This window comes from Actinomadura chibensis NBRC 106107 (genome assembly GCF_001552135.1).
GTDB lineage: Bacteria > Actinomycetota > Actinomycetes > Streptosporangiales > Streptosporangiaceae > Spirillospora > Spirillospora chibensis.
Genome location: NZ_BCQP01000020.1, coordinates 49,974 through 68,815, shown reverse-complemented (window position 1 = coordinate 68,815; position 18,842 = coordinate 49,974). Strand labels below are relative to the sequence as shown.

General features: G+C 74.4%; 12 protein-coding genes. 9 read left to right on the top strand and 3 right to left on the bottom strand.

Annotated features, from left to right (window positions below):
* Positions 1-98: 98 nt before the first annotated feature.
* From ACH01S_RS13360 to ACH01S_RS13330, 7 genes are all read left to right on the top strand, one after another.
* Entirely contained in the window at positions 99-4,874 is a 4,776-nt protein-coding gene (locus ACH01S_RS13360; RefSeq protein ID WP_067890196.1) for a PDDEXK-like endonuclease domain-containing protein, read from the top strand.
* 583 nt (positions 4,875-5,457) lie between these two features.
* A complete protein-coding gene (locus ACH01S_RS13355) occupies positions 5,458-8,643 on the top strand; it encodes an AfsR/SARP family transcriptional regulator (protein ID WP_148344591.1) in 3,186 nt (1,061 codons plus the stop codon).
* Positions 8,644-8,825: 182 nt separating this feature from the next.
* Positions 8,826-10,376: an MFS transporter gene (locus tag ACH01S_RS13350; RefSeq protein ID WP_067890192.1), complete on the top strand. Its 1,551-nt coding sequence runs from the start codon at positions 8,826-8,828 to the stop codon at positions 10,374-10,376.
* Between the two features lie 111 nt (positions 10,377-10,487).
* On the top strand, positions 10,488-11,399 hold the full coding sequence (locus tag ACH01S_RS13345) for an SPFH domain-containing protein (RefSeq protein WP_067890190.1): 912 nt from the start codon (positions 10,488-10,490) through the stop codon (positions 11,397-11,399).
* Between the two features lie 6 nt (positions 11,400-11,405).
* The gene (locus ACH01S_RS45900) at positions 11,406-11,720 is read left to right on the top strand and encodes a type II toxin-antitoxin system antitoxin (protein WP_246237037.1); all 315 of its coding nucleotides are present in this window, start codon (positions 11,406-11,408) and stop codon (positions 11,718-11,720) included.
* Between the two features lie 2 nt (positions 11,721-11,722).
* A complete protein-coding gene (locus ACH01S_RS13335) occupies positions 11,723-12,346 on the top strand; it encodes a GOLPH3/VPS74 family protein (RefSeq protein WP_067890187.1) in 624 nt (207 codons plus the stop codon).
* A gap of 111 nt (positions 12,347-12,457) precedes the next feature.
* Positions 12,458-13,141, top strand: a complete 684-nt coding sequence (locus ACH01S_RS13330; RefSeq protein ID WP_067890184.1) for a lysophospholipid acyltransferase family protein — start codon at positions 12,458-12,460, stop codon at positions 13,139-13,141.
* 10 nt (positions 13,142-13,151) lie between these two features.
* On the opposite strand, the gene ACH01S_RS13325 is transcribed toward ACH01S_RS13330, so the two are convergent.
* Positions 13,152-14,567 (bottom strand): MFS transporter, encoded by a 1,416-nt coding sequence (locus ACH01S_RS13325; RefSeq protein WP_246236967.1) that lies wholly within the window; start codon positions 14,565-14,567, stop codon positions 13,152-13,154.
* 120 nt (positions 14,568-14,687) lie between these two features.
* Between ACH01S_RS13325 and ACH01S_RS13320 the strand changes: the two genes are divergently transcribed.
* Positions 14,688-15,266 (top strand): TetR-like C-terminal domain-containing protein, encoded by a 579-nt coding sequence (locus ACH01S_RS13320; protein WP_218010243.1) that lies wholly within the window; start codon positions 14,688-14,690, stop codon positions 15,264-15,266.
* 3 nt (positions 15,267-15,269) lie between these two features.
* On the opposite strand, the gene ACH01S_RS13315 is transcribed toward ACH01S_RS13320, so the two are convergent.
* Positions 15,270-16,358 (bottom strand): mechanosensitive ion channel family protein, encoded by a 1,089-nt coding sequence (locus ACH01S_RS13315; RefSeq protein ID WP_083980641.1) that lies wholly within the window; start codon positions 16,356-16,358, stop codon positions 15,270-15,272.
* Positions 16,359-16,535: 177 nt separating this feature from the next.
* Between ACH01S_RS13315 and ACH01S_RS13310 the strand changes: the two genes are divergently transcribed.
* Entirely contained in the window at positions 16,536-18,173 is a 1,638-nt protein-coding gene (locus tag ACH01S_RS13310; RefSeq protein ID WP_067890173.1) for a CocE/NonD family hydrolase, read from the top strand.
* On the opposite strand, the gene ACH01S_RS13305 is transcribed toward ACH01S_RS13310, so the two are convergent.
* Positions 18,139-18,774, bottom strand: coding sequence for a histone deacetylase (locus tag ACH01S_RS13305; RefSeq protein ID WP_067890172.1), 636 nt, complete (start codon positions 18,772-18,774; stop codon positions 18,139-18,141). The two genes, ACH01S_RS13310 and ACH01S_RS13305, sit on opposite strands and share 35 nt — an antisense overlap.
* Between the last annotated feature and the right edge of the window lie 68 nt (positions 18,775-18,842).

Sequence of the window (18,842 nt, the reverse complement as noted above, 5' to 3'; positions counted from 1 at the left end):
CCCCGGTGGGCACGCCGTGAGCGCCCATCCTTAGAGAGGTGGTCCTTTCTGCCACGCTGTGCGTCATATGGGGTGAAACGAACTGATACGGGGCGCACGTGAGCGGCGACACACTGACCAGGGAACGGATCGGGCATCTGTACGACTACCTGGGCGCGCTCGCCCAGGAGATCTACGCCAAGCCCGTCCGGCATGTCGGGGACCACGACATGGTCGTGTCCCCGGACGAGCTGCCGTCGCACGACGGCGTGCGGATCGGGGCGGCGGCCGGGGACGCCTGGCTGCGGGTGGGCAAGGTCCCGAAACCGCTGCCGCCCGGTCTTCCCGCCGGGCTTCGCGAGCCGTTCCGCGACGTCGTCCGGGACGACCCGCACACGCCGCCCGAGGCCCCGGCCGACCTCGCCCGGCGCCTCGGCGGCCCAGCCGAGAACGACGCGGCCGAGAACGACGCGGCCGAGGGTGAGGCGGCCGAGGACGACGCGGCCGAGCGGATCCGCGCGGCGTTCGATCGATGGGTGGCCGACGTGTGGACGCCGTGGGCGGAGGCCGCGCGTGAGGCCGTCGCGGCACGGCGCCTGTACGAGACGCTGTTCCGGCTCCGCCAGCGGATGCGGACGGACGAGGCCACCCACGAGCTGGTGTGGGGCCACGGAGTCCTCGGCTGGAAGACCGGCGGCCAGCGCGTCTGCCACCGGTTACTGATCACGCGGGCCCGGATCGCGTTCGACGAGCGGACCGGCGAGATCGCTATCGTCCCCGACGGGATGCCCGCGCTGGAGCTGGACTGCGTGCAGGGGCTCGGCGTCCCCGGTCTCGACCGGTTGAACACGGTCGTCGAGGAGGTCCGCGACCACCCGGTCGACCCGTGGGCGCAGGACGAGGCGCGCCCCCTGTACCGGCGGATCCTCGCGCCGCTCGGCCTCGACGACCGGCTGGACGAGGGTCCCGGGCTCCCGGAGGCGGGACCCGCGCCCGTCATGGCCGCGACGTGGCGGCTGTTCGTCCGCAGGCGGCGGGTCATGTTCCTGCGCTTCTTCGAGCAGCTCAAGGCGTCCGTCGCCAACGGGGCCCGGCCGCCCGCCCCGATGGTGGCGCTCGCCGCCGGGGAGGACGCGGCGCGCGACGTCCTGGCGGCGGGCGAGGCCGACTGGGCGCCGGTCGCCGAGCGCCTCCTGCTGCCCCTCGCCGCGAACGACGAGCAGGAGCAGATCGCCCGCAAGCTCGCCCGGCACAGCGGCGTGACCGTGCAGGGACCGCCGGGCACCGGCAAGAGCCACACCATCGCGAACCTCGTCTCGCACCTTGTCGCGCACGGCAAGCGGGTGCTGGTCACCGCGCACAAGGACCAGGCGCTGGCCGTGCTGCGCGAGAAGATCCCGGCCGAGCTGCGGGACCTGTCGCTCGCGGTGCTGGGCTCGTCCTCGGCCGACCTCACCGAGCTGCAGCGGTCCGTCCAGGCGATCACGGCGGCCGCCGACGGCGTCGACGAGGAGCGCGAGGAGCGGGCGACGGCCGCGCTCCGCGAGCGGCTGGACGTGGTCGAGGGAGAGGTGGCGCTGCTGCGCAAGCGGCTCCGCGAGTCGCTGGAGCGCGAGCGGGAGCGCCTGGAGATCGGCGGGTTCGAGCGCTCCGCGGCGGAGGTCGCCGAGTGGCTTGCCGAGCATCAGAGCACCCTTGATCGCGTCCCCGACCCGCTCACGACCGAGGCCGCTTGCCCGCTGAATGGCTCCGAACTGACCGAGCTGTTCTCGCTCGCCGCCGCGATCGGGCGGGACGACGCGGTCGCGGCGACGATGGACCTCCCGCCCGCCGGACGGCTGCCCGCGAGCGCCGAGATCGCCGCGCGGCGGGACGAGCTCCGGCGGCTCGGCGAAGTCCTCGCGGGCCTGGCGGAGCGCGGCGCCGACCTGGCCCGCGTCGACGGCGTCCCCCAAGAGGAACTCGCGGCGCTGGCCGACCAGTGCGGGCACGCCGCCCGCTCGCTCGACCGGCTGACGGAGCCGTGGCTCGAACGGCTCCGCGAGCAGGTCGTCCAGAATCCGCAGTGGCACGTGCTTTGGGCCGAGCACACGCGGAGGCTCGTCGAGGACATCACCGAATGCGCCCGGCTCCGCACCCGCATCGCCGGGTCCGCGGTCGAACTGCCGCCCGCGCCGTACCGGGAGGCGCTCGGGCTGCTGGAGCAGGCGCGGGCGCGGTTCACGCAGGGCAAACGGGTCTCCGGGCTCGTGCAGCGCGGGCTCGCCCAGTTCCTCAACGGCACCAGCCTGGACGGCGAGACCCCGCGGACCGCCGCCGACATCGACAAGATCATCGCATTCGTGGAACTCCGCCGCCGCCGCGAGACGATCGCCCGCCTCTGGCACGACGAGTTCACCGCCGCCCTCGGCGCTCCGCCCGGCAACATACCCATCCCGCCGGGCGGCGGCGCACACGTCCAGCAAGGCGGCGCACCTCTCCCGCAGGGCGGCACTCTCGTCCAGCAGGGTGACGCACCCGCCCTGCCGGGCGGCGCACACTTCAAGCCAGGTGGCGAGCCCCTCCCGCAGGGCGGCACACCCGTCCAGCAAGGCGGCGCACCCGCTCTGCCGGGCAACACTCCCATCCCGCCGGGCGGAGCGCATGTCCCGCAGGGTGGGGCGCCCGTCCCGGTGGGTGGGGGGTCGGTCGCGTCGGGTGGTGTTTCGGTTTCGGCGGGCGGGGGTGGGTTGCCGGGTGAGGCGGTGGAGATCTGGGTGGATGCGGAGGTTCAGCGGGTTCGCGCCGCGCTGGCGTGGGAGACGGATCAGTGGCCGCGGCTGCGGTCGCAGCTGGCCCGAGTGATCGCCGCCGAGGCGGTGCCCACGCGGCCGACGCCCGCCGACCTGCACCGGCTCACCGCCGTCCTCGGCGGGCTGGAGACGCGGGCCCGGGAGCGGCACCTGCGCGCGGAGCTCGACTCCCTCGCCCGCTACCTGGCCGAGGGACGCGAACGCGACGGCGCCGGTCCCCTATGGACAGACCTCACGACAGCCCTGGAACGAGGAGACTACGAAGCCTGGGACGCCGCCCTCGCCACGGCCGCGCGGCTGACCGCACTCCGCCCGCAGGTGGCGCGGCTCGCCGACCTGCGCGACCGCCTCACCGCGGTGGCGCCGCGATGGGCGCGGCGCATCGTGGAGACCGGCGGCGACACCGGCGCCTGCGGCGACCCAGCCCAGTCGGACGGGCTCTGGCGGTGGCGCCAGGCCGAGACGTGGGTCCGCGCGATCATCGACGCCGACGACCTCGGGCAGGTGCAGCGACGGCTCGACGCCGCCCAGGAGGAGCGGCGCCGCCTCACCCTGGAGCTGACCCGCAGGTCCGCGTGGCTCGCCATGAAGCGCAGGCTCGGGCACACCGAGCGGCAGGCGCTCGTCGGCTGGCTGCAGACGCTCCGCAAGATCGGCAAGGGGACGGGCGTCAACGCGAACAAGTGGCGAGCCGAGGCGCAGCGGCTGATGCCCGAGGCGATGGGCGCGGTCCCGGTGTGGATCATGCCGTACTACCGGGTGGCCGAGTCGTTCGACCCCGGAGCCGCGCCGCCGTTCGACGTCGTCATCGTCGACGAGAGCAGCCAGTGCGACGTGTTCGCGATCGGCCTGCTCGGGCTCGGCCGCAAGGTCGTCGTGGTGGGCGACGACAAGCAGATCAGCCCGTCCGCGGTCGGCGTCCGCCGCGACCGCGTGGACGAGTTGATCCGCACCCATCTGCCGAGCTTCCCCAACGCCCTTCTCCTGGACATGGAGTCGAGCCTCTACGACGCCTCCGCGCGGCTGTTCCCCGGCGTGGTGCGGCTGCGGGAGCATTTCCGCTGCCTGCCGCGCATCATCGAGTTCTCGTCCCAGCACTACTACGGCGGTGAGATCCAGCCGCTGCGGGAGGAGTCCGCCGACCGGCTGCCGGGGCCCGCCGTCCGCGCCGTCTACGTCCCGGACGGCGTCCGCCGCGACACCGCGCAGGGCAACGTGAACGAGGCCGAGGCGGACGCGCTCGTCGACCAGGTGGTGCAGTGCTGCGCCGACCCCGCCTACGACGGCCGTTCCATGGGCGTCATCTCCCTGCTCGGGACGAGCCGCCAGGCCCAGCTCATCGACGAGCGCCTGCTCGCCAAGCTCGGCCCGGAGGAGTACGAGCGGCGCCTGCTGCGCTGCGGCGACTCCTACGGCTTCCAGGGCGACGAGCGCGACGTCGTCTTCATCAGCGTGGTGTCGGACGGTGTCGGCGCGCCGTTCACGTCCCGGCGGTACGAGCAGCGGATCAACGTCGCCGCCAGCCGCGCCCGCGACCAGATGTGGGTGTTCCACAGCGTCCAGCCGCACCGCCTGCACCCCGAGGACCAGCGGGCCAAGCTCATCCGCTACGCCGCCGACGGCCAGCGCTCCGCCGACCTCGCCCACGACCTGGAGGCCCGCTGCGACTCCGACTTCGAGCGCCGCGTCCTGCGGATGCTGCTCGCCCGCGGGTACATGGTGACGCCGCAGCACCCGGTGGGCAATCTCCGGATCGACCTGGTCGTCCGCGGCGGCCATAACCTCGCGAGCAAGCTCGCCATCGAATGCGACGGCGACAAGTTCCACGGCCCCGACCAGTGGGAGGACGACCTGCGCCGCCAGACCGTCCTGGAACGGCTCGGCTGGCGCTTCTGGCGCGTCCGCGGCAGCGCCTTCTACCGCGATCCCGAAGCGGCGACGTCCGCATTGTGGCCGCTACTCGAATCACTCGGCATCACCCCGGAGGACGCCCCCGAGAACACCGGCCAGTCCCCACTGAACCTTGAACCGGCGACTTTCCGTCCCGATCTCGATCCCGACGCAGAAATCACCGCCAAAACGTTCATCCCAGATGGGATATAGAAATCAGGAGAATTATTGACGTGACATCACTGAATTGGTGAGTTCGCGCCGCTTCCTCACGTCCCGGTGCGGGCTGCTGGCTGGCAAGATCGCTCAGGGCTCGTTCAGCGGGACGGGATTGCGCGCCCCCGCTGCAGGCGAAGTACGGCGGCTGCATCCTCCCCGAGATCGCCGGACGGCTGGCCGGGACGTTCAACGCACAGGTCGCGGAGGCGACGGCTCGGCTCGGCCCCGTTCGCGATGGCGTCCCCCCGCACGGGAAGGCGGACCGGCTCACCGTCGAGAAACGGCGCCTCCTGATCTGGCTCCAGCCCGTCAACTCCGTGGATTCGACGCGTAAGTCGCGGAGGCGACGCTCGGCTCGGCGCCGTTCGCGATGGCGTCGCCCCGCCCGGGGAGGCGGACCGGCTCACCGTCGGGAAACGGCGCTTTCCGGCTTGGCTTCAGTGCGTCGGCTCCGGGGACGCGGAGGAGGCTGCCGACGCGCGTTCGTTGGGGGCTTTCGGTGTGTTCGCCGGTGGCTTTCGGAGAAGCGTGAGGGCTGCTCTGGACGAGGTGGCCGCGTAACCGGATCATCGGGATCGTGCGGGAGGATTGGGGGATGCGGTTCGGGGTTCTGGGGCCGGTCGAGGCCCGGGTCGGCGGGGCGGTCGCGGGCGTGGGCGGGCCGGCGGTGCGGGCGCTGCTCGCGATGCTGCTGCTGGACGCGGGACGGGTCGTGCCGGTCGAGCGGCTGATCGACGGGCTGTACGGGGCCGAGCCGCCGAGCGGGGCCGCGAACGCGCTGCAGTCGCAGGTGTCGCGGCTGCGGCGGGGGCTCGGGGACGCGGCGCTGGTCGAGGGACGTCCGGCCGGGTACCGGATCGTGGCCGGGGAGGACGACGTCGACGCCCTCCGGTTCGAGCGGCTGGCGAAGGACGGGCGGCGGGAGCTGGCGGCCGGGCGGCACGAGGTGGCGGCCGAGCTGTTCGCGGAGGCGCTCGGGCTGTGGCGGGGGCCCGCGCTGGCGGACGTGAGCGCGCCCTTCGCGGAGGCGCAGGCGGCGCGGCTGGAGGAGGAGCGGGCGTCGGTCGTCGAGGAGTACGGCGCGGCGCGGCTCGCGACCGGGGAGGCCGAGGCGGTCGTCCCGGTGCTGCGCGAGCTGGTGGACGCGCGGCCGCTGCGGGAGCGGGCGCGGGCGCTGCTGATGAGGGCGCTGCACGGGTGCGGGCGGCAGGCGGAGGCGCTCGCGGTGTTCGAGGACGGGCGGCGGATCCTCGCCGAGGAGCTCGGCGCCGACCCGTCCAGGGAGCTCGCGGACGTGCACGTCGCGATCCTGCGCGGCGACCACGGCGGCCTAGGCGACCGCTACGGCCGAGGCGACCGCGGCGGCCGCGGCGATGGGGGCGGGGCGCCGCGGGCCAACCTTCCGGCGCAGCTCACGAGCTTCGTCGGCAGGGACGAGGAGCTCCGCCGGGTCGGCAAGATGCTCGCGGAGGGGCGGCTCGTCACGCTGCTCGGCCCGGGCGGCGCGGGCAAGACGCGGCTGGCGGTCGAGGCGGCCGGGCGGGAGCGCGGCGACGTCTGCTTCGTCGACCTCGCACCCGTCGCGCCGGACGAGGTGCCGAAGGCGCTGCTGGGGGCGCTCGGGTTGCGCGAGGGCGGGATGCTCCCGGCGCAGGGCGGGCGGGCGCCGGACGCGGTGGAGCGGGTCCGGACGGCGCTGGACGGGCGGCGGGTGCTGCTCGTCCTGGACAACTGCGAGCACGTCGTCGCGTCCGTCGCGGGCCTCGCGCACCGGCTGCTGAGCGCCTGCCCGGACCTGCGGGTCCTCGCGACCAGCCGGGAGGCGCTCGGGATCACCGGCGAGGCGCTGCGCCCGCTGCCGCCGCTGGAGCTGCCGCCGGAGGGCGCGCCCGCCCGGGAGGTCGCGGCGTACCCGGCGGTGCGGCTGTTCCTCGACCGGGCGGAGGCGGTGCGCCCCGGGTTCGCGGTGGACGAGGGCAACGTGCGCGACGTCCTGCGGATCTGCCGGGCCCTGGACGGCCTGCCGCTGGCGATCGAACTGGCCGCGGCGCGGCTGCGGTCGCTGCCGGTGCGGGACGTCGCGACCAGGCTGGACGACCGGTTCCGGCTGCTGTCGCGCGGCGACCGGACGGCCGCGCCCCGGCACCAGACGCTGCGCGCCGTCGTCGAGTGGAGCTGGGACCTGCTGGACGCGGCCGAGCAGACCCTCGCCTGCCGCCTCACCGTGTTCTCCGGCGGGTTCACGCTGGAGGCCGCGGCCGGGGTGTGCCGGGACGACGACGCGGCCGACGCGGTCGCGAGCCTCGCCGACAAGTCGCTGCTGCAGAGCGACGGCGTCCGGTACCGGATGCTGGACACGGTCCGCGCGTTCTGCGCGGAGCGGCTCGCCGAGGCCGGGGAGACCGAGCGGTTCGAGCGGGCGCACGCCGAGTACTTCCTCGCGCTGGCCGGGCGCGCCGACCCGCTGCTGCGGACCGCCGAGCAGCTCGAATGGCTGACGCTGCTCGCGGCCGACCACGGGAACCTGCACGCGGCGCTGCGCCGCTCGATCCGGCCGGACCCGGCGCTCGCGCTGCGGCTGACCGCGGCGCTGTCGTGGTACTGGTGGCTGCGCGGCCGGGTGGAGGGCGCGCCGCTGGCGGCCGCGCTACTGGACGCGGTCGGCGCCGACCCCCCGGACGGGCTGGAAGAGGAGTACGTCCTCTGCGTCACGAACGCCGTGTCGGGCGGCGTGTCCGGCGAGCAGGCGGTGGCGTGGCTGGACCGGGCGGAGACGGTCCTGCACGGGATCAGGCGCCGGCTGCGGTATCCGGTGGCGATCGTCATGTGGGCGCTCGCGGCCGGGCCCGAGCGCACCGACAACGCGGTGTTCGCCCAGCAGATCGGGGACGACGCCTGGTCGCGGGCGCTGGTGAAGATGAGCGACGGCTTCGTCGCCCAGTTCGCGGGGGACATGGCCGGGGCGGAGCGCGCCTGCGCGGAGGCGGCGCGCGGGTTCCGCGAGTGCGGCGACCGGTGGGGCGCGGCGAACTCGCTCGACACCCTCGCGCAGATCGCGGACTGGCGCGGCGACCGGGAGCGGGCGCTCGCCCTGCTGGACGAGGCGCTGGGGCAGATGGAGCTGCTCGGCGCGCTGGAGGACACCGCCGACCTGCTCTACCAGCGCGCCTACGTCCACCTGCACGGCGGGGAGCTGGACGAGGCGCGGGCCGCGTTCGAGCGGGGCGTCGAGCTGGCCCGCCGGGCCGGGACGCCGGACAAGGTCGCGGGCGGCTACCAGGGGCTCGGCGACGTCGCGCGGCTCGGCGGCGACACGGCCGGCGCGCGGCGGCTGTACGAGACGGCGCTGACGGGGTACGCGTCCGAGCGGTTCATCGCCGTCGCGGTCCGGGGGACGGCGGTGACCGGGCTCGCCTGGGTCGCGCTCGCCGAGGGCGACGTGGAGCGGGCGCGGGAGCTGCTGCACGAGTCGCTGGACACGGCGTTCGACCATCCGGTCTTCCGGCACCGCGCGTTCGCGGCGGCCGGGCTGGCGGCCGTGGCGCTCGCCGAGGGCGACGCGCGCCGGGCCGCGCTGCTGCTCGGCACGGCCGCCGCCGCGAACGGCGGCCGACTCCCCGCCGACCCCGCCGTCGCCCACGTGTCGTCGCAGGTCAAGAACGCTCTCAAGGACGACGTCTTCGACGCCGAGTTCGGCCGCGGCGCCGCCCTCCCCCACGGCGAAGCACTCGCCCTGGCCCGCGCCGACGGCACCACCCCCTGACCCACCGGACGAGCACGCCGCTGACGGCCGGACGGACGGGCCGCCCTGACAGCCGGACGGGCGCACCGTAGACAGCCCGGCGAGCACGCCACTGACGGCCGGATGGGTGGGGCGCTGGCGGGTGGTGGGGGCTGTCAGTGGATGGTGCGTGGTTGGTCAGTGCTGGTCGCGACATTTGGCGCATGAACACCTCAGCCCGTAAGTGGGGCACCTTCGCGATCTGCCTGCTGGTCGCGCTCGTGCCGAACATCGACCTGACCGCGCTCAACCAGGCCGTGCCGCACCTGAGCGCCGACCTGCACCCCTCGTCCACCCAGATCCTGTGGATCGCGGACGCCTACGGCTTCGCGCTCGCCGGGCTGCTGATCACCATGGGCGGCGTCGGCGACCGGATCGGGCACAAGAAGCTGCTGCTGATGGGGACGGCGCTGTTCGCCGCCGCGTCCGCCGTGACCGCGTACGCGCCGAGCGCGGAGCTGCTGATCGCGGCCCGCGCGGTGCTCGGCGTCGCGGGCGCGACGCTGATGCCGTCGTGCCTGTCGCTGATCCGCCGGGCGTTCACCGACGGCAGGGAGCGGACGATGGCGGTCGGCGCGTTCTCCGGCGTCGCCGGGCTCGCGGTCGGGCTCGGCCCGGTCATCGGCGGCGCGCTGCTGGACCACTTCTGGTGGGGCTCGGTCTTCCTGATCAACGTGCCGATCATGGCGGTGGCGCTGGTCGCGGGAGCGTTCGTGCTGGTCGAGTCGCGCAACCCGGTGCCGGGACGGCTGGACCTCGCGAGCGTGCCGCTGTCGGCGGTCGGCGTCCTCGGCCTGGTGTACGCGATCAAGGAGGCCGCGGCGCACGGGCCGGGCCACGTCCAGATCTACGTCTCCGCCGTGGCGGGCGCGGTGGCGCTGGCGGCGTTCTTCGTCCGGCAGACCCGGCTGGAGGAGCCGCTGATCGACGTCCGGCTGTTCCGCGACGCCGCGTTCAGCGGCTCGATCGGCACCAACATGTTCGCGATGTTCACGCTGGTCGCCCAGTCGCTGATCTTCTCGCTGTACTTCCAGCTCGCGCTCGGCTGGTCGCCGCTGAAGGCGGGGCTCGCGGGGCTGCCCGGCGCGGCCGGGGCGATGGTCGGCGGCGCGGTGCTGGCCCCGCCGCTGATCTCCGCGCTGGGCCGGGCCCGGGTCGTCGCCGCCGGGATGCTGGTCTCGGCGACCGGGTTCGCGATCTACCTGACGATCGGGCTCCACCCCGCCTACTGGACGGTGATGCTCCCCGCGATGATCCTCGCCGGGATCGGGATGGGCCTCGCGATGACCGTCACCGCCGACACCGTCCTCGCGTCGGTGCCGAAGGCCCGCTCCGGCGCCGCGTCGGCGATCTCCGAGACCGCGACCGAGCTCGGCGGCGCGCTCGGGATGGCGGTGCTCGGCAGCGTCCTGAACGCGGTGTACCGCAACGTCCTCGACCTGCCCGCCGGGACGCCCGCGCCCGCCGCGGCCGCCGCCCGCGACTCGCTCGGCGCGGCGCTCCAGACGGCGGCGCGGCTGCCCGGGACGCTCGGCGGCCAGCTCGCCGACGCGGCCCGGAACGCCTTCGTGGACGGGATGCACGCCGCCCTCGTGTGCAGCGCCGGGCTCGCCGCCCTGGTGGCCGTGTTCGCGCTGGTCACGCTGCGGAACGTGCCGAAGGTCATCCCGGCGGCGCAGGAGCCCGAGGAGCCCGACCTCGTCCCGGCGCCGTGACCGCCCCGGCCCGTCCCGGCCCGCACCGGACCGGGACGGGCGGAACCCCTCGTTTGAAAAAAGTGATATCACTTTGCTAGATTCACGATAACTCAGGACGAGGGGGACAGGATGGACGCGACGACGAAGGTGGACATGCCCCGCCCCAAGATCGCGGAGCGGCCCGCCGGGGACCGCGGCGGCTGGACGATGCTCGCGCTCGCGCTGGTGCTGCTCGCGCTGGCCGCCGCCGCGGTGCTCGCGGGCGTCGCGACCGGCGGGACCGCCGCGCTCGCGGCGGGCATCGCGGCCGGGGTGGTGCTCGGGCTGGCCGGGCTCGTGCTGCTCGCCGGGCTCACGCCGGTGGCGCCGAACGAGGCGCGGGTGCTGCAACTGCTCGGCCGGTACAAGGGGACGGTCCGCACCGACGGCCTGCGGTGGGTGAACCCGCTGACCGAGCGGAGCAGGGTGTCCACGCGGATCCGCAACCACGAGACGGGCCTCGCCAAGGTCAACGACCTGGACGGCAACCCGATCGAGATCTCGGCCGTGGTCGTCTGGCAGGTCGCCGACACCGCCCGCGCCGTGTTCGAGGTGGACGACTTCGTCGAGTTCGTCGCGTTCCAGACGGAGGCGGCCGTCCGGCACATCGCGGGCAGCTTCCCCTACGACGCGCACGACCGCACGTCCCTGCGCGACAACGCCGACGAGATCACCGCGCAGCTCTCCGAGGAGCTGGCGCAGCGGGTCGCGTCCGCCGGGGTGGACATCATCGAGTCGCGGATCACCCGGCTCGCCTACGCCCCGGAGATCGCGCAGGCGATGCTGCGCCGCCAGCAGGCGGGCGCGGTCGTCGCGGCGCGGCAGCGGATCGTCGAGGGCGCGGTCGGGATGGTGCAGCTCGCCCTCGACCGGCTGGACGAGGAGGACGTGGTCGAGCTGGACGAGGAGCGCAAGGCCGCCATGGTCAGCAACCTCCTGGTCGTGCTGTGCGCCGACCGGGACGCCCAGCCGGTGGTCAACGCCGGCAGCCTCTACCAGTGACCCGTGGTGGCTGAGCGGAAGAAGATCCTGCTGCGGCTCGACCCGGCGGTGCACGACGCGCTGGTCCGGTGGGCCGGGGACGAGCTGCGCAGCACCAACGCGCAGATCGAGTTCCTGCTGCGGCGGGCGCTCGCCGACGCGGGCCGCATGCCCGGCACGGCGGGCCGGATGCGCGGCCGCGGCCGCCCCCGCAAGGCCGCGCCCGACACCGGGCCCGACCGCCGCCCCGACACCGAGCCCGGCGATCAGACCGACACCCGAACAGGCACCGAGGACGAGCACGACGAGCATGACCCGCCGCGCGGCGGGGGCGAGGACTGACGATGGTCGAGGTTCCGGAGACGCTGCCGGCGCGGATGTTCCTGCTGGCCTACGACGTGCGCAGACAGCGGATGAGCAGGGGCGGCGCGCGGCTCGGCTACGTGCTGCGCGCCGCCGCGCTGACCGAGCTGTACCTGGACGGCAGGCTCGGCGAGGAGCGGCGGCGGCCCGTCCCGGGGACGCCGGGCGACGACCCGTACGGGGTGCTGGCGCAGATCGCGGCGTCCCGCCCCCGGTCGTGGCAGCACTGGGTGCGCAAGGACGCGCGGGCCATCGTCGCCGCCGTCCGCGACGAGCTGGCCCGCGACGGCTTCGTCCGGGTGCGCACCCGCCGGGTCCTCGGGCTGTTCCCCCGGCACGAGGTCACCGTGCGCGACCACCGGGTCGTGAAGTCGCTGTGGGGCGGGGCGTCGTCGGCGCTGCGCGGGCGCCCGGTGGCGCACGTGAACAGCTACGACGCGGCGGCGGTGGCGCTCGCGGCGGCGGGCGAGCTGAAGACCGTCCTGCCGGGCGCGGACCGGCGGCGGCACCGGCGGCGGATCGCGGAGCTGACGGCGCGGTCGGGGCCCGCGGCCCCGGCGGTCCGCAAGGTGATCCGGCAGCAGTACGCCGCCGCCTCGGGCTGATATCCCGTCCCCGGCCGGGTGGCAAGCGCGGCCCCCTACAAGGTCCACGAGTGCGTTCTTGTTTCGGGCGCGACGGGCGGCGGCGGAACGCCGGAACATAACTTCTCGGACATGGAACCCGAGCGCCTGGTCTACCCGCTGCTGAAGCACGTCCTGATGGGGCCCGCGATGCGGGTCGCGTTCCTGCCCCGGGTGAGCGGGCTCGCGCACGTCCCGCGGATCGGGCCGGTGATCCTCGCGGCGAACCACCTCTCGTTCCTGGACTCGTTCGTCCTGCCGCTGATGGTGCCGCGCCGGGTGCACTTCCTCGGCAAGCACGAGTACTTCACCGGGGCGGGCGTGCGGGGCCGGGCGATCGCGGCGCTGTTCCGCGGCGTCGGCGCGATCGCGGTGGACCGGTCGGGCGGGCGCGCCGCGCTCGACGCGCTCGACACCTCGGCGGCGGTGCTGGAGCGCGGCGGCGTGTTCGCGATCCACCCGGAGGGCACCCGCTCCCCGGACGGGCGGCTCTACCGGGGCCGGACGGGCGTCGCGCGGCTCGCGCTGCGGACCGGGGCGCCGGTCGTCCCGGTGGCGATCGAGGGCACCGACCGGGTGCAGCCGCTCGGCCGGGCCGTCCCGCGCCCGGGCCGGATCGGGCTGCGCATCGGCCCGCCGCTGACCTTCCGCGGCCGGGACGCGGGCGTCCCGCGCGGCCGGGCCGCGCGGGACGTCACCGACGAGATCATGGAGGCGATCCAGCGGCTGTCCGGCCAGGAGTACGTGGACGACTACGCGCCCCGCCCGTCCGCCTGACCCGCGGGTGTCAGCGTCTGACGCGCAGCACGAGCAGCGCGACCAGCATCCCCGCCGCCGCGAAGACCGCGCCGGTCGCGTAGGCGGCGTCCATGCCGCTCACGACGTCGTGCCCGGAGTGCGCCGACCCGTACACCGTGACCATGGCGGCCGACCCGAGCGACCCGCCGGTCCAGAGCATCGCCTGCGCGACGCCGGACGCGGCGCCCGAGTGCTCGGGCCCGACGCTGCCGAGGATCGTCACGTTCAGCGGCATGACCGTCAGCCCGCCGCCGAGGCCCATCAGCGTGAACGGGCCGAGCAGCCCGGCGGCATAGCCGTCCCCCGGCGACAGCCGCGACAGCCACAGCAGCGCGACCCCGATGGCGAGGGCCCCGGTCACGACGAGCCACCGGGCGCCGACCCGCGGCAGGATCCGCGGGACGAGCCGCACCGTCGCGAACTGCAGGCCGACCACCGGCAGGAACGCCGCGCCCGCGCGCAGCGGCCCGTAGCCGAGCGACTGCTGGAGGTACTGGGTGAGGAAGAAGAACGCGCCGAACATCGACGCGGCCATCAGCAACTGGGTCAGGTAGGACGCGGCGCGGTCGCGTCCGGTGAGCAGCCAGAGCGGCATGACCGGTTCGCGCGCCCGCCACTCGACGGCGACGAACGCGGCGAGCAGGACGACGGCCGCGCCGAACGCGGCGAGCGCGCGGGCGTCGCCCCAGCCGTCCGCCCCGGCCCTGATCAGCGCGTAGACGAGCGCGGTCATCCCGGCCGTGGAGGTGACGGCGCCGCCCGCGTCGAACCGGCCGGGACGCCGCCCGGTCTCGGTGAGGACGCGGCGCGCGGCCAGCCCCAGCACGACGCCCGCCGGGACGTTCACGAAGAACACCCACCGCCAGGACCCGGCCTCGGTGAGCGCTCCCCCGGCGAGCATGCCGATGGCGGCGCCCGCGCCGGTGACGGCGGAGAAGACGCTCAGCGCCCGGACGCGCTCGGCGCCCTGGAAGCTGGTGGCGATCAGGGCCAGCGCGCTCGGCGCGGCGACGGCGGCGGCGACGCCCTGCGCGGTGCGCGCGGCGAGCAGCCACCAGCCCGCCGTGGCGAACCCGCCGAGCAGCGACGCGGCGGTGAACACGGCGACCCCGGCGACGAACGCGCGGCGGCGGCCGAAGACGTCCCCGGCCCGTCCGCCGAGGAGCAGCAGCCCGCCGAATGCGAGCATGTAGGAGTTCTGGACCCAGGCGAGGCCCCCGGTCGTCATCCCGAGCCCCTCCCGGATCTGGGGCAGCGCGATGGTGACGACGGAGGTGTCCAGCCCGATCATGAGCTGGCAGCCGACGATGACGGCGAGGACGACGCCTGGACGATGATGGGACGACGGCGCGGCCGCGGGAGTGGAGTCCCTGGCCACGGCCGTCCGCCCGTGGGATGCGGGCACGGCGTACCTTTCGGGATCGAGGAACGGCATTTAAGGAACGGCGAAGTACACTATGGGCGGAACGTATCACCGATCGGCGCGAAAGAGAACGCTCGCGTTCACTATTTTGGGGAGGACGGCGTGACCCCCGCGACCCGGCGGCGCGGCGGAGCCCTGGAGGCCGCGATCTTCGACGCCGTGTTCGCGCAGCTGGAGACGGTCGGCTACCGGCGGCTGACCATGGAGGGCGTCGCGGCCGCCGCCCGCACCGGCAAGGCCGCGCTCTACCGGCGGTGGCCGTCCAAGGAGGCGCTCATCACCGACGCGCTGAAGCACGCGCTGCCCGAGCCGCCCGGGCCGCCGTCCACCGGCAAGGTCCGCGAGGACCTGCTCGCCACCCTCGTCGTGCTGCGCGACACGCTGGTCACCTGCCGCAACGCCGCGTTCAAGGTCCTGAAGGAGGAGACCGAGGAGGGGAAGGGGCTGATGCACGACGTCGTGCACCAGCGGCTGTCGCAGCCCGTCCGGGAGACGGCGTTCGAGGCGCTGCGGCAGGCCGCCGAGCGCGGCGAGATCCGCCCGGAGGCGGCGACCCGGCAGATCGCGGCCGTCGGACCGGCCGTGGTCGTGTACCACGGCCTCACCGAGGGCGGGCCGATCGACGACGCCTTCCTGGAGTCGGTCGTCGACGAGGTGCTGCTGCCGATCCTCCGCCCCTGAGGGTCAGAGGGCGAGCCCGTCCTTGCGGGCCACCTCGTCCTTGCGGACGGCTTCGTCCTTGCCCACTTCGTCGACGACGACGCGGTGGTGCCAGTAGGGCGGCGCGATGCCCTCCTCGCGCAGCGTCCGGTGCAGCCGCTTCAGGAACTCGTGCTTGATCAGGAACTGGTCGCCGAACTCCGTGGACCGCAGGATCACGTGGAAGCCGACCGTCGCGTCGTTGAAGTCGTCGAACCGGACGAGGACGCTCGCGTCCTCCACGCCGCCCTGCACGTCCTTCATGACCTGGTGCCCGACCGCGGTGAGCAGCTCCTCCACCCGGTCGAGGTCCACCTCGTACGCGACCTTCGCGTACACCATGATCGACATGTCCTGGGCGGGACGGTGGAAGTTGGTCAGGATCGTGTCCGAGAACCGCTGGTTCGGGATGACCTCGATGTTGTCCGACAGCGTCCGGATCGAGGTGTTGCGCCAGTTGATGTCGACGACGTAGCCCTCCTGGCCCGTCGACAGCCGGATGTAGTCGCCCGGCTCGATCGTCTTGGACGCGAGGACGTGCACCCCCGCGAACAGGTTGGCGAGCGTGTCCTGCAGCGCGAGCGCGACGGCGAGGCCGCCGACGCCGAGGGCGCCGAGCAGCGGCGAGATCGAGATCCCGAGGCTCTGCAGCATCACGAGCACGCCGATGCCGAGGACGATCACCCGCGAGATGTTGGCGAAGATCGTCACGTTGGCGGCGACGCCCTGCCGGGCCTTGGCGTAGGCGGTGACGCCGCCCGCGAGCAGCCGCGCCGACGCCAGCGACACCGCGAGGATCGTCACGGCGGTGAGCACCTTCGCGGTCACGTCGAGCGTGCCGCGGGGCAGGTCCAGGACCTTCGCCGCGATCCACAGGCCGAGGATGAGCGAGACGGGGACCGCGAGGTCGCGCACGAGCCGGGCGATGAGGTCGTCCCAGGTCCAGCGGGTGGCGCCGGCCCGGCGGAACAGCCGTCCGGTCAGCCAGCGCAGCCCGATCGCGATCAGCAGGGCGGCCGCGAGCACGATCGCCGCGACGGTGACGCGCTCCCAGCTCAGATGGACGTGGTCCATGACGCGTGCGTCTCCCCCTCCGCCGGACGGCCCGCGGCCTGTCCGTGAAATCCTGATTTGCGGTATTGCGCGTCCCGATCGTAGTGAAGACGCCGCCCCGGCGAGACACATCGCGGACACCGGTGACGTGGCTCGACGGTCGGGGCGGTTACGATCGATCAAGTGGTAGGCGTGGGAATGATGCGCCGGCTCGGGGTCACGGCGCTGGGACTGCGGAACGGCCCCCACCGGGTCATGGTCGAGCGAGACCTGGAGGTGCCCGCCGCCGACGGCGTCACGCTCCTCGCCGACCATTACGCCCCGGCCGACGTCGAGCGGGCGCCGACGGTGCTCGTCCGGTCGCCCTACGGGCGGCGCGGCCCGTTCGGGCTGATGTGCGGGCAGGCGTTCGCGTCGCACGGGTTCCAGGTGGTCGTGCAGAGCGTCCGCGGCGGCTTCGGGTCGGGCGGCGTGTTCGAGGCGCTGGACGAGCGCGAGGACGGCCTCGCCACCGTCGAGTGGCTGAAGGCGCAGCCCTGGTTCGGCGGGACGTTCGCGATGCACGGCCCGAGCTACCTCGGCTACGTCCAGTGGGCGGTCGCGGCGGAGGCCGGGCCCGAGCTGCGCGCCCTGTCGATGCAGGTCACGGCCTCGACGTTCCGCGACGCGGTCCACGTCGGCGGGACGTTCGCGCTGGAGTCGGCGCTGATCTGGGTCGACCTGACCGCGCGGATGAAGAACTCCCTGTCCGGGATCACGACCGCGGTGATGTCGCCGCGCCGGGCCCGCCGGGCGACGCTGTCCGGCCGCCCGCTCGCCGAGCTGGACCGGCTCGCGACCGGCGAGCAGCAGCGCTTCTTCCAGGAGCTGCTCGTCAACGGCCCCGACACCCCGTTCTGGGACAAGCGCGACTTCAGCCCGACCGTGTCGCAGGTCACCGCCCCGGTGAACATGACGGGCGGCTGGTACGACATCTTCCTGCCCTGGCAGATCAAGGACTACGCGGCCCTGCGCGCCGCCGGGCGGCGGCCCTACCTGACGATCGGCCCGTGGTTCCACGCCGACCAGCGGATGATGCGCGGGTCGGTCGGCGAGTCGGTCAAGTGGTTCCGCGCGCACCTGCTGGACGACCCGTCCGACCTGCGCGAGCTCGCCGTCCGGCTGTTCATCACCGGGGCGGACGAGTGGCGCGAGTTCCCCGACTGGCCCGTCCCGGGCATGCGGGAGGAGCGCTGGCACCTCCAGCCGGGCGGGGCCCTCTCCCCCGACGCGCCCCCCGAGTCCGAGCCGGACACCTACCGCTACGACCCGGAGCACCCCACCCCGTTCCTCGGCGGGCCGACGCTGCTCGGCGAGACGCACCCGTCCACCGACCAGCGGCGGCTGGAGCGGCGGCGGGACGTCCTGACCTACACCTCGGACGTCCTCGACGACGACCTGGAGATCATCGGCCCGGTCACCGCCGACCTGTACGTCCGGTCGAACCGCGAGCACACCGACTTCGTCGTCCGGCTGTGCGACGTCACGCCGGAGGGCGAGTCGCTGAACCTGTGCGAGGGGATGCGGCGGCTCGTCCCCGGCACCCCGGAGCCCGGCGAGGACGGCGTCCGGCACGTCGCGGTCGAGCTGTGGCCCGCCGGGCACCGGTTCCGGCGCGGGCACCGGGTCCGCGTCCAGGTCGCGAGCGGCGCCTACCCGCGCGTCGCGCGCAACCCGGGCACCGGCGCGCCGATCGGCACCGCCACCGAGATGCTGACCGCGGACCAGGAGATCCTGCACGACCCGGCGCACCCGTCGACGGTCAACCTGCCGGTCGTCCCCGGTCCGGCGGGCTGAGCAGGGCGGCGACGTCCGGGGCCGTCCAGGCGCCCGCGGCGCCGGGGCGTCCGGCCAGGTAGGCGGCGGCGCGCCCGGCGGACCAGCCGTGCGCCTCCCGCAGCCCGTTGCCGAGCATGGTCAGGTACGGGGCGGTCGGCGCGTTCGGCGCGATCGGGGCGGGCGCGGTGAACGTCAGCATCGGGTGCCCGCCGCGCTCCCCCACCTTGAGGACGGTCTCGTACCGCCCCGGCCCGAGCCGCTGCCGCCCGCGCCCGACCGCCTCCGAGAGGTCGTGGTCGGTCCCGACGTCGCGGCGCATCTCCTGGGACAGGACGTCGCAGAACTGGCGGCGGGTCAGCAGGTAGGCGCGGGCGGCGGCGCGGCCGGGCAGGGCCGGGTCGTAGAACGCCATCCCGCCGCCCCAGACGAGGGAGGTGTACCCGAAGTAGATCCCGCCCGGAACCGTCACCGGGCGCTCGTCCAGGGCCGGGCGCGGATCGCGGCAGCCGGTGTAGTGCCGGGCCCCGCCCTCCGGGCGTCCGCCGGACAGGTAGCAGCGGAACCTCTCGCGGTAGAGGTTCGATCCGTACGCGACGTACCAGACTCGTTCGTCGTCCATCAGAACCAGTATCACCCCTGGTGGGACGCCGCTCCGGTGGGGCGCGGGGGACGGAGATCCGATTCGCG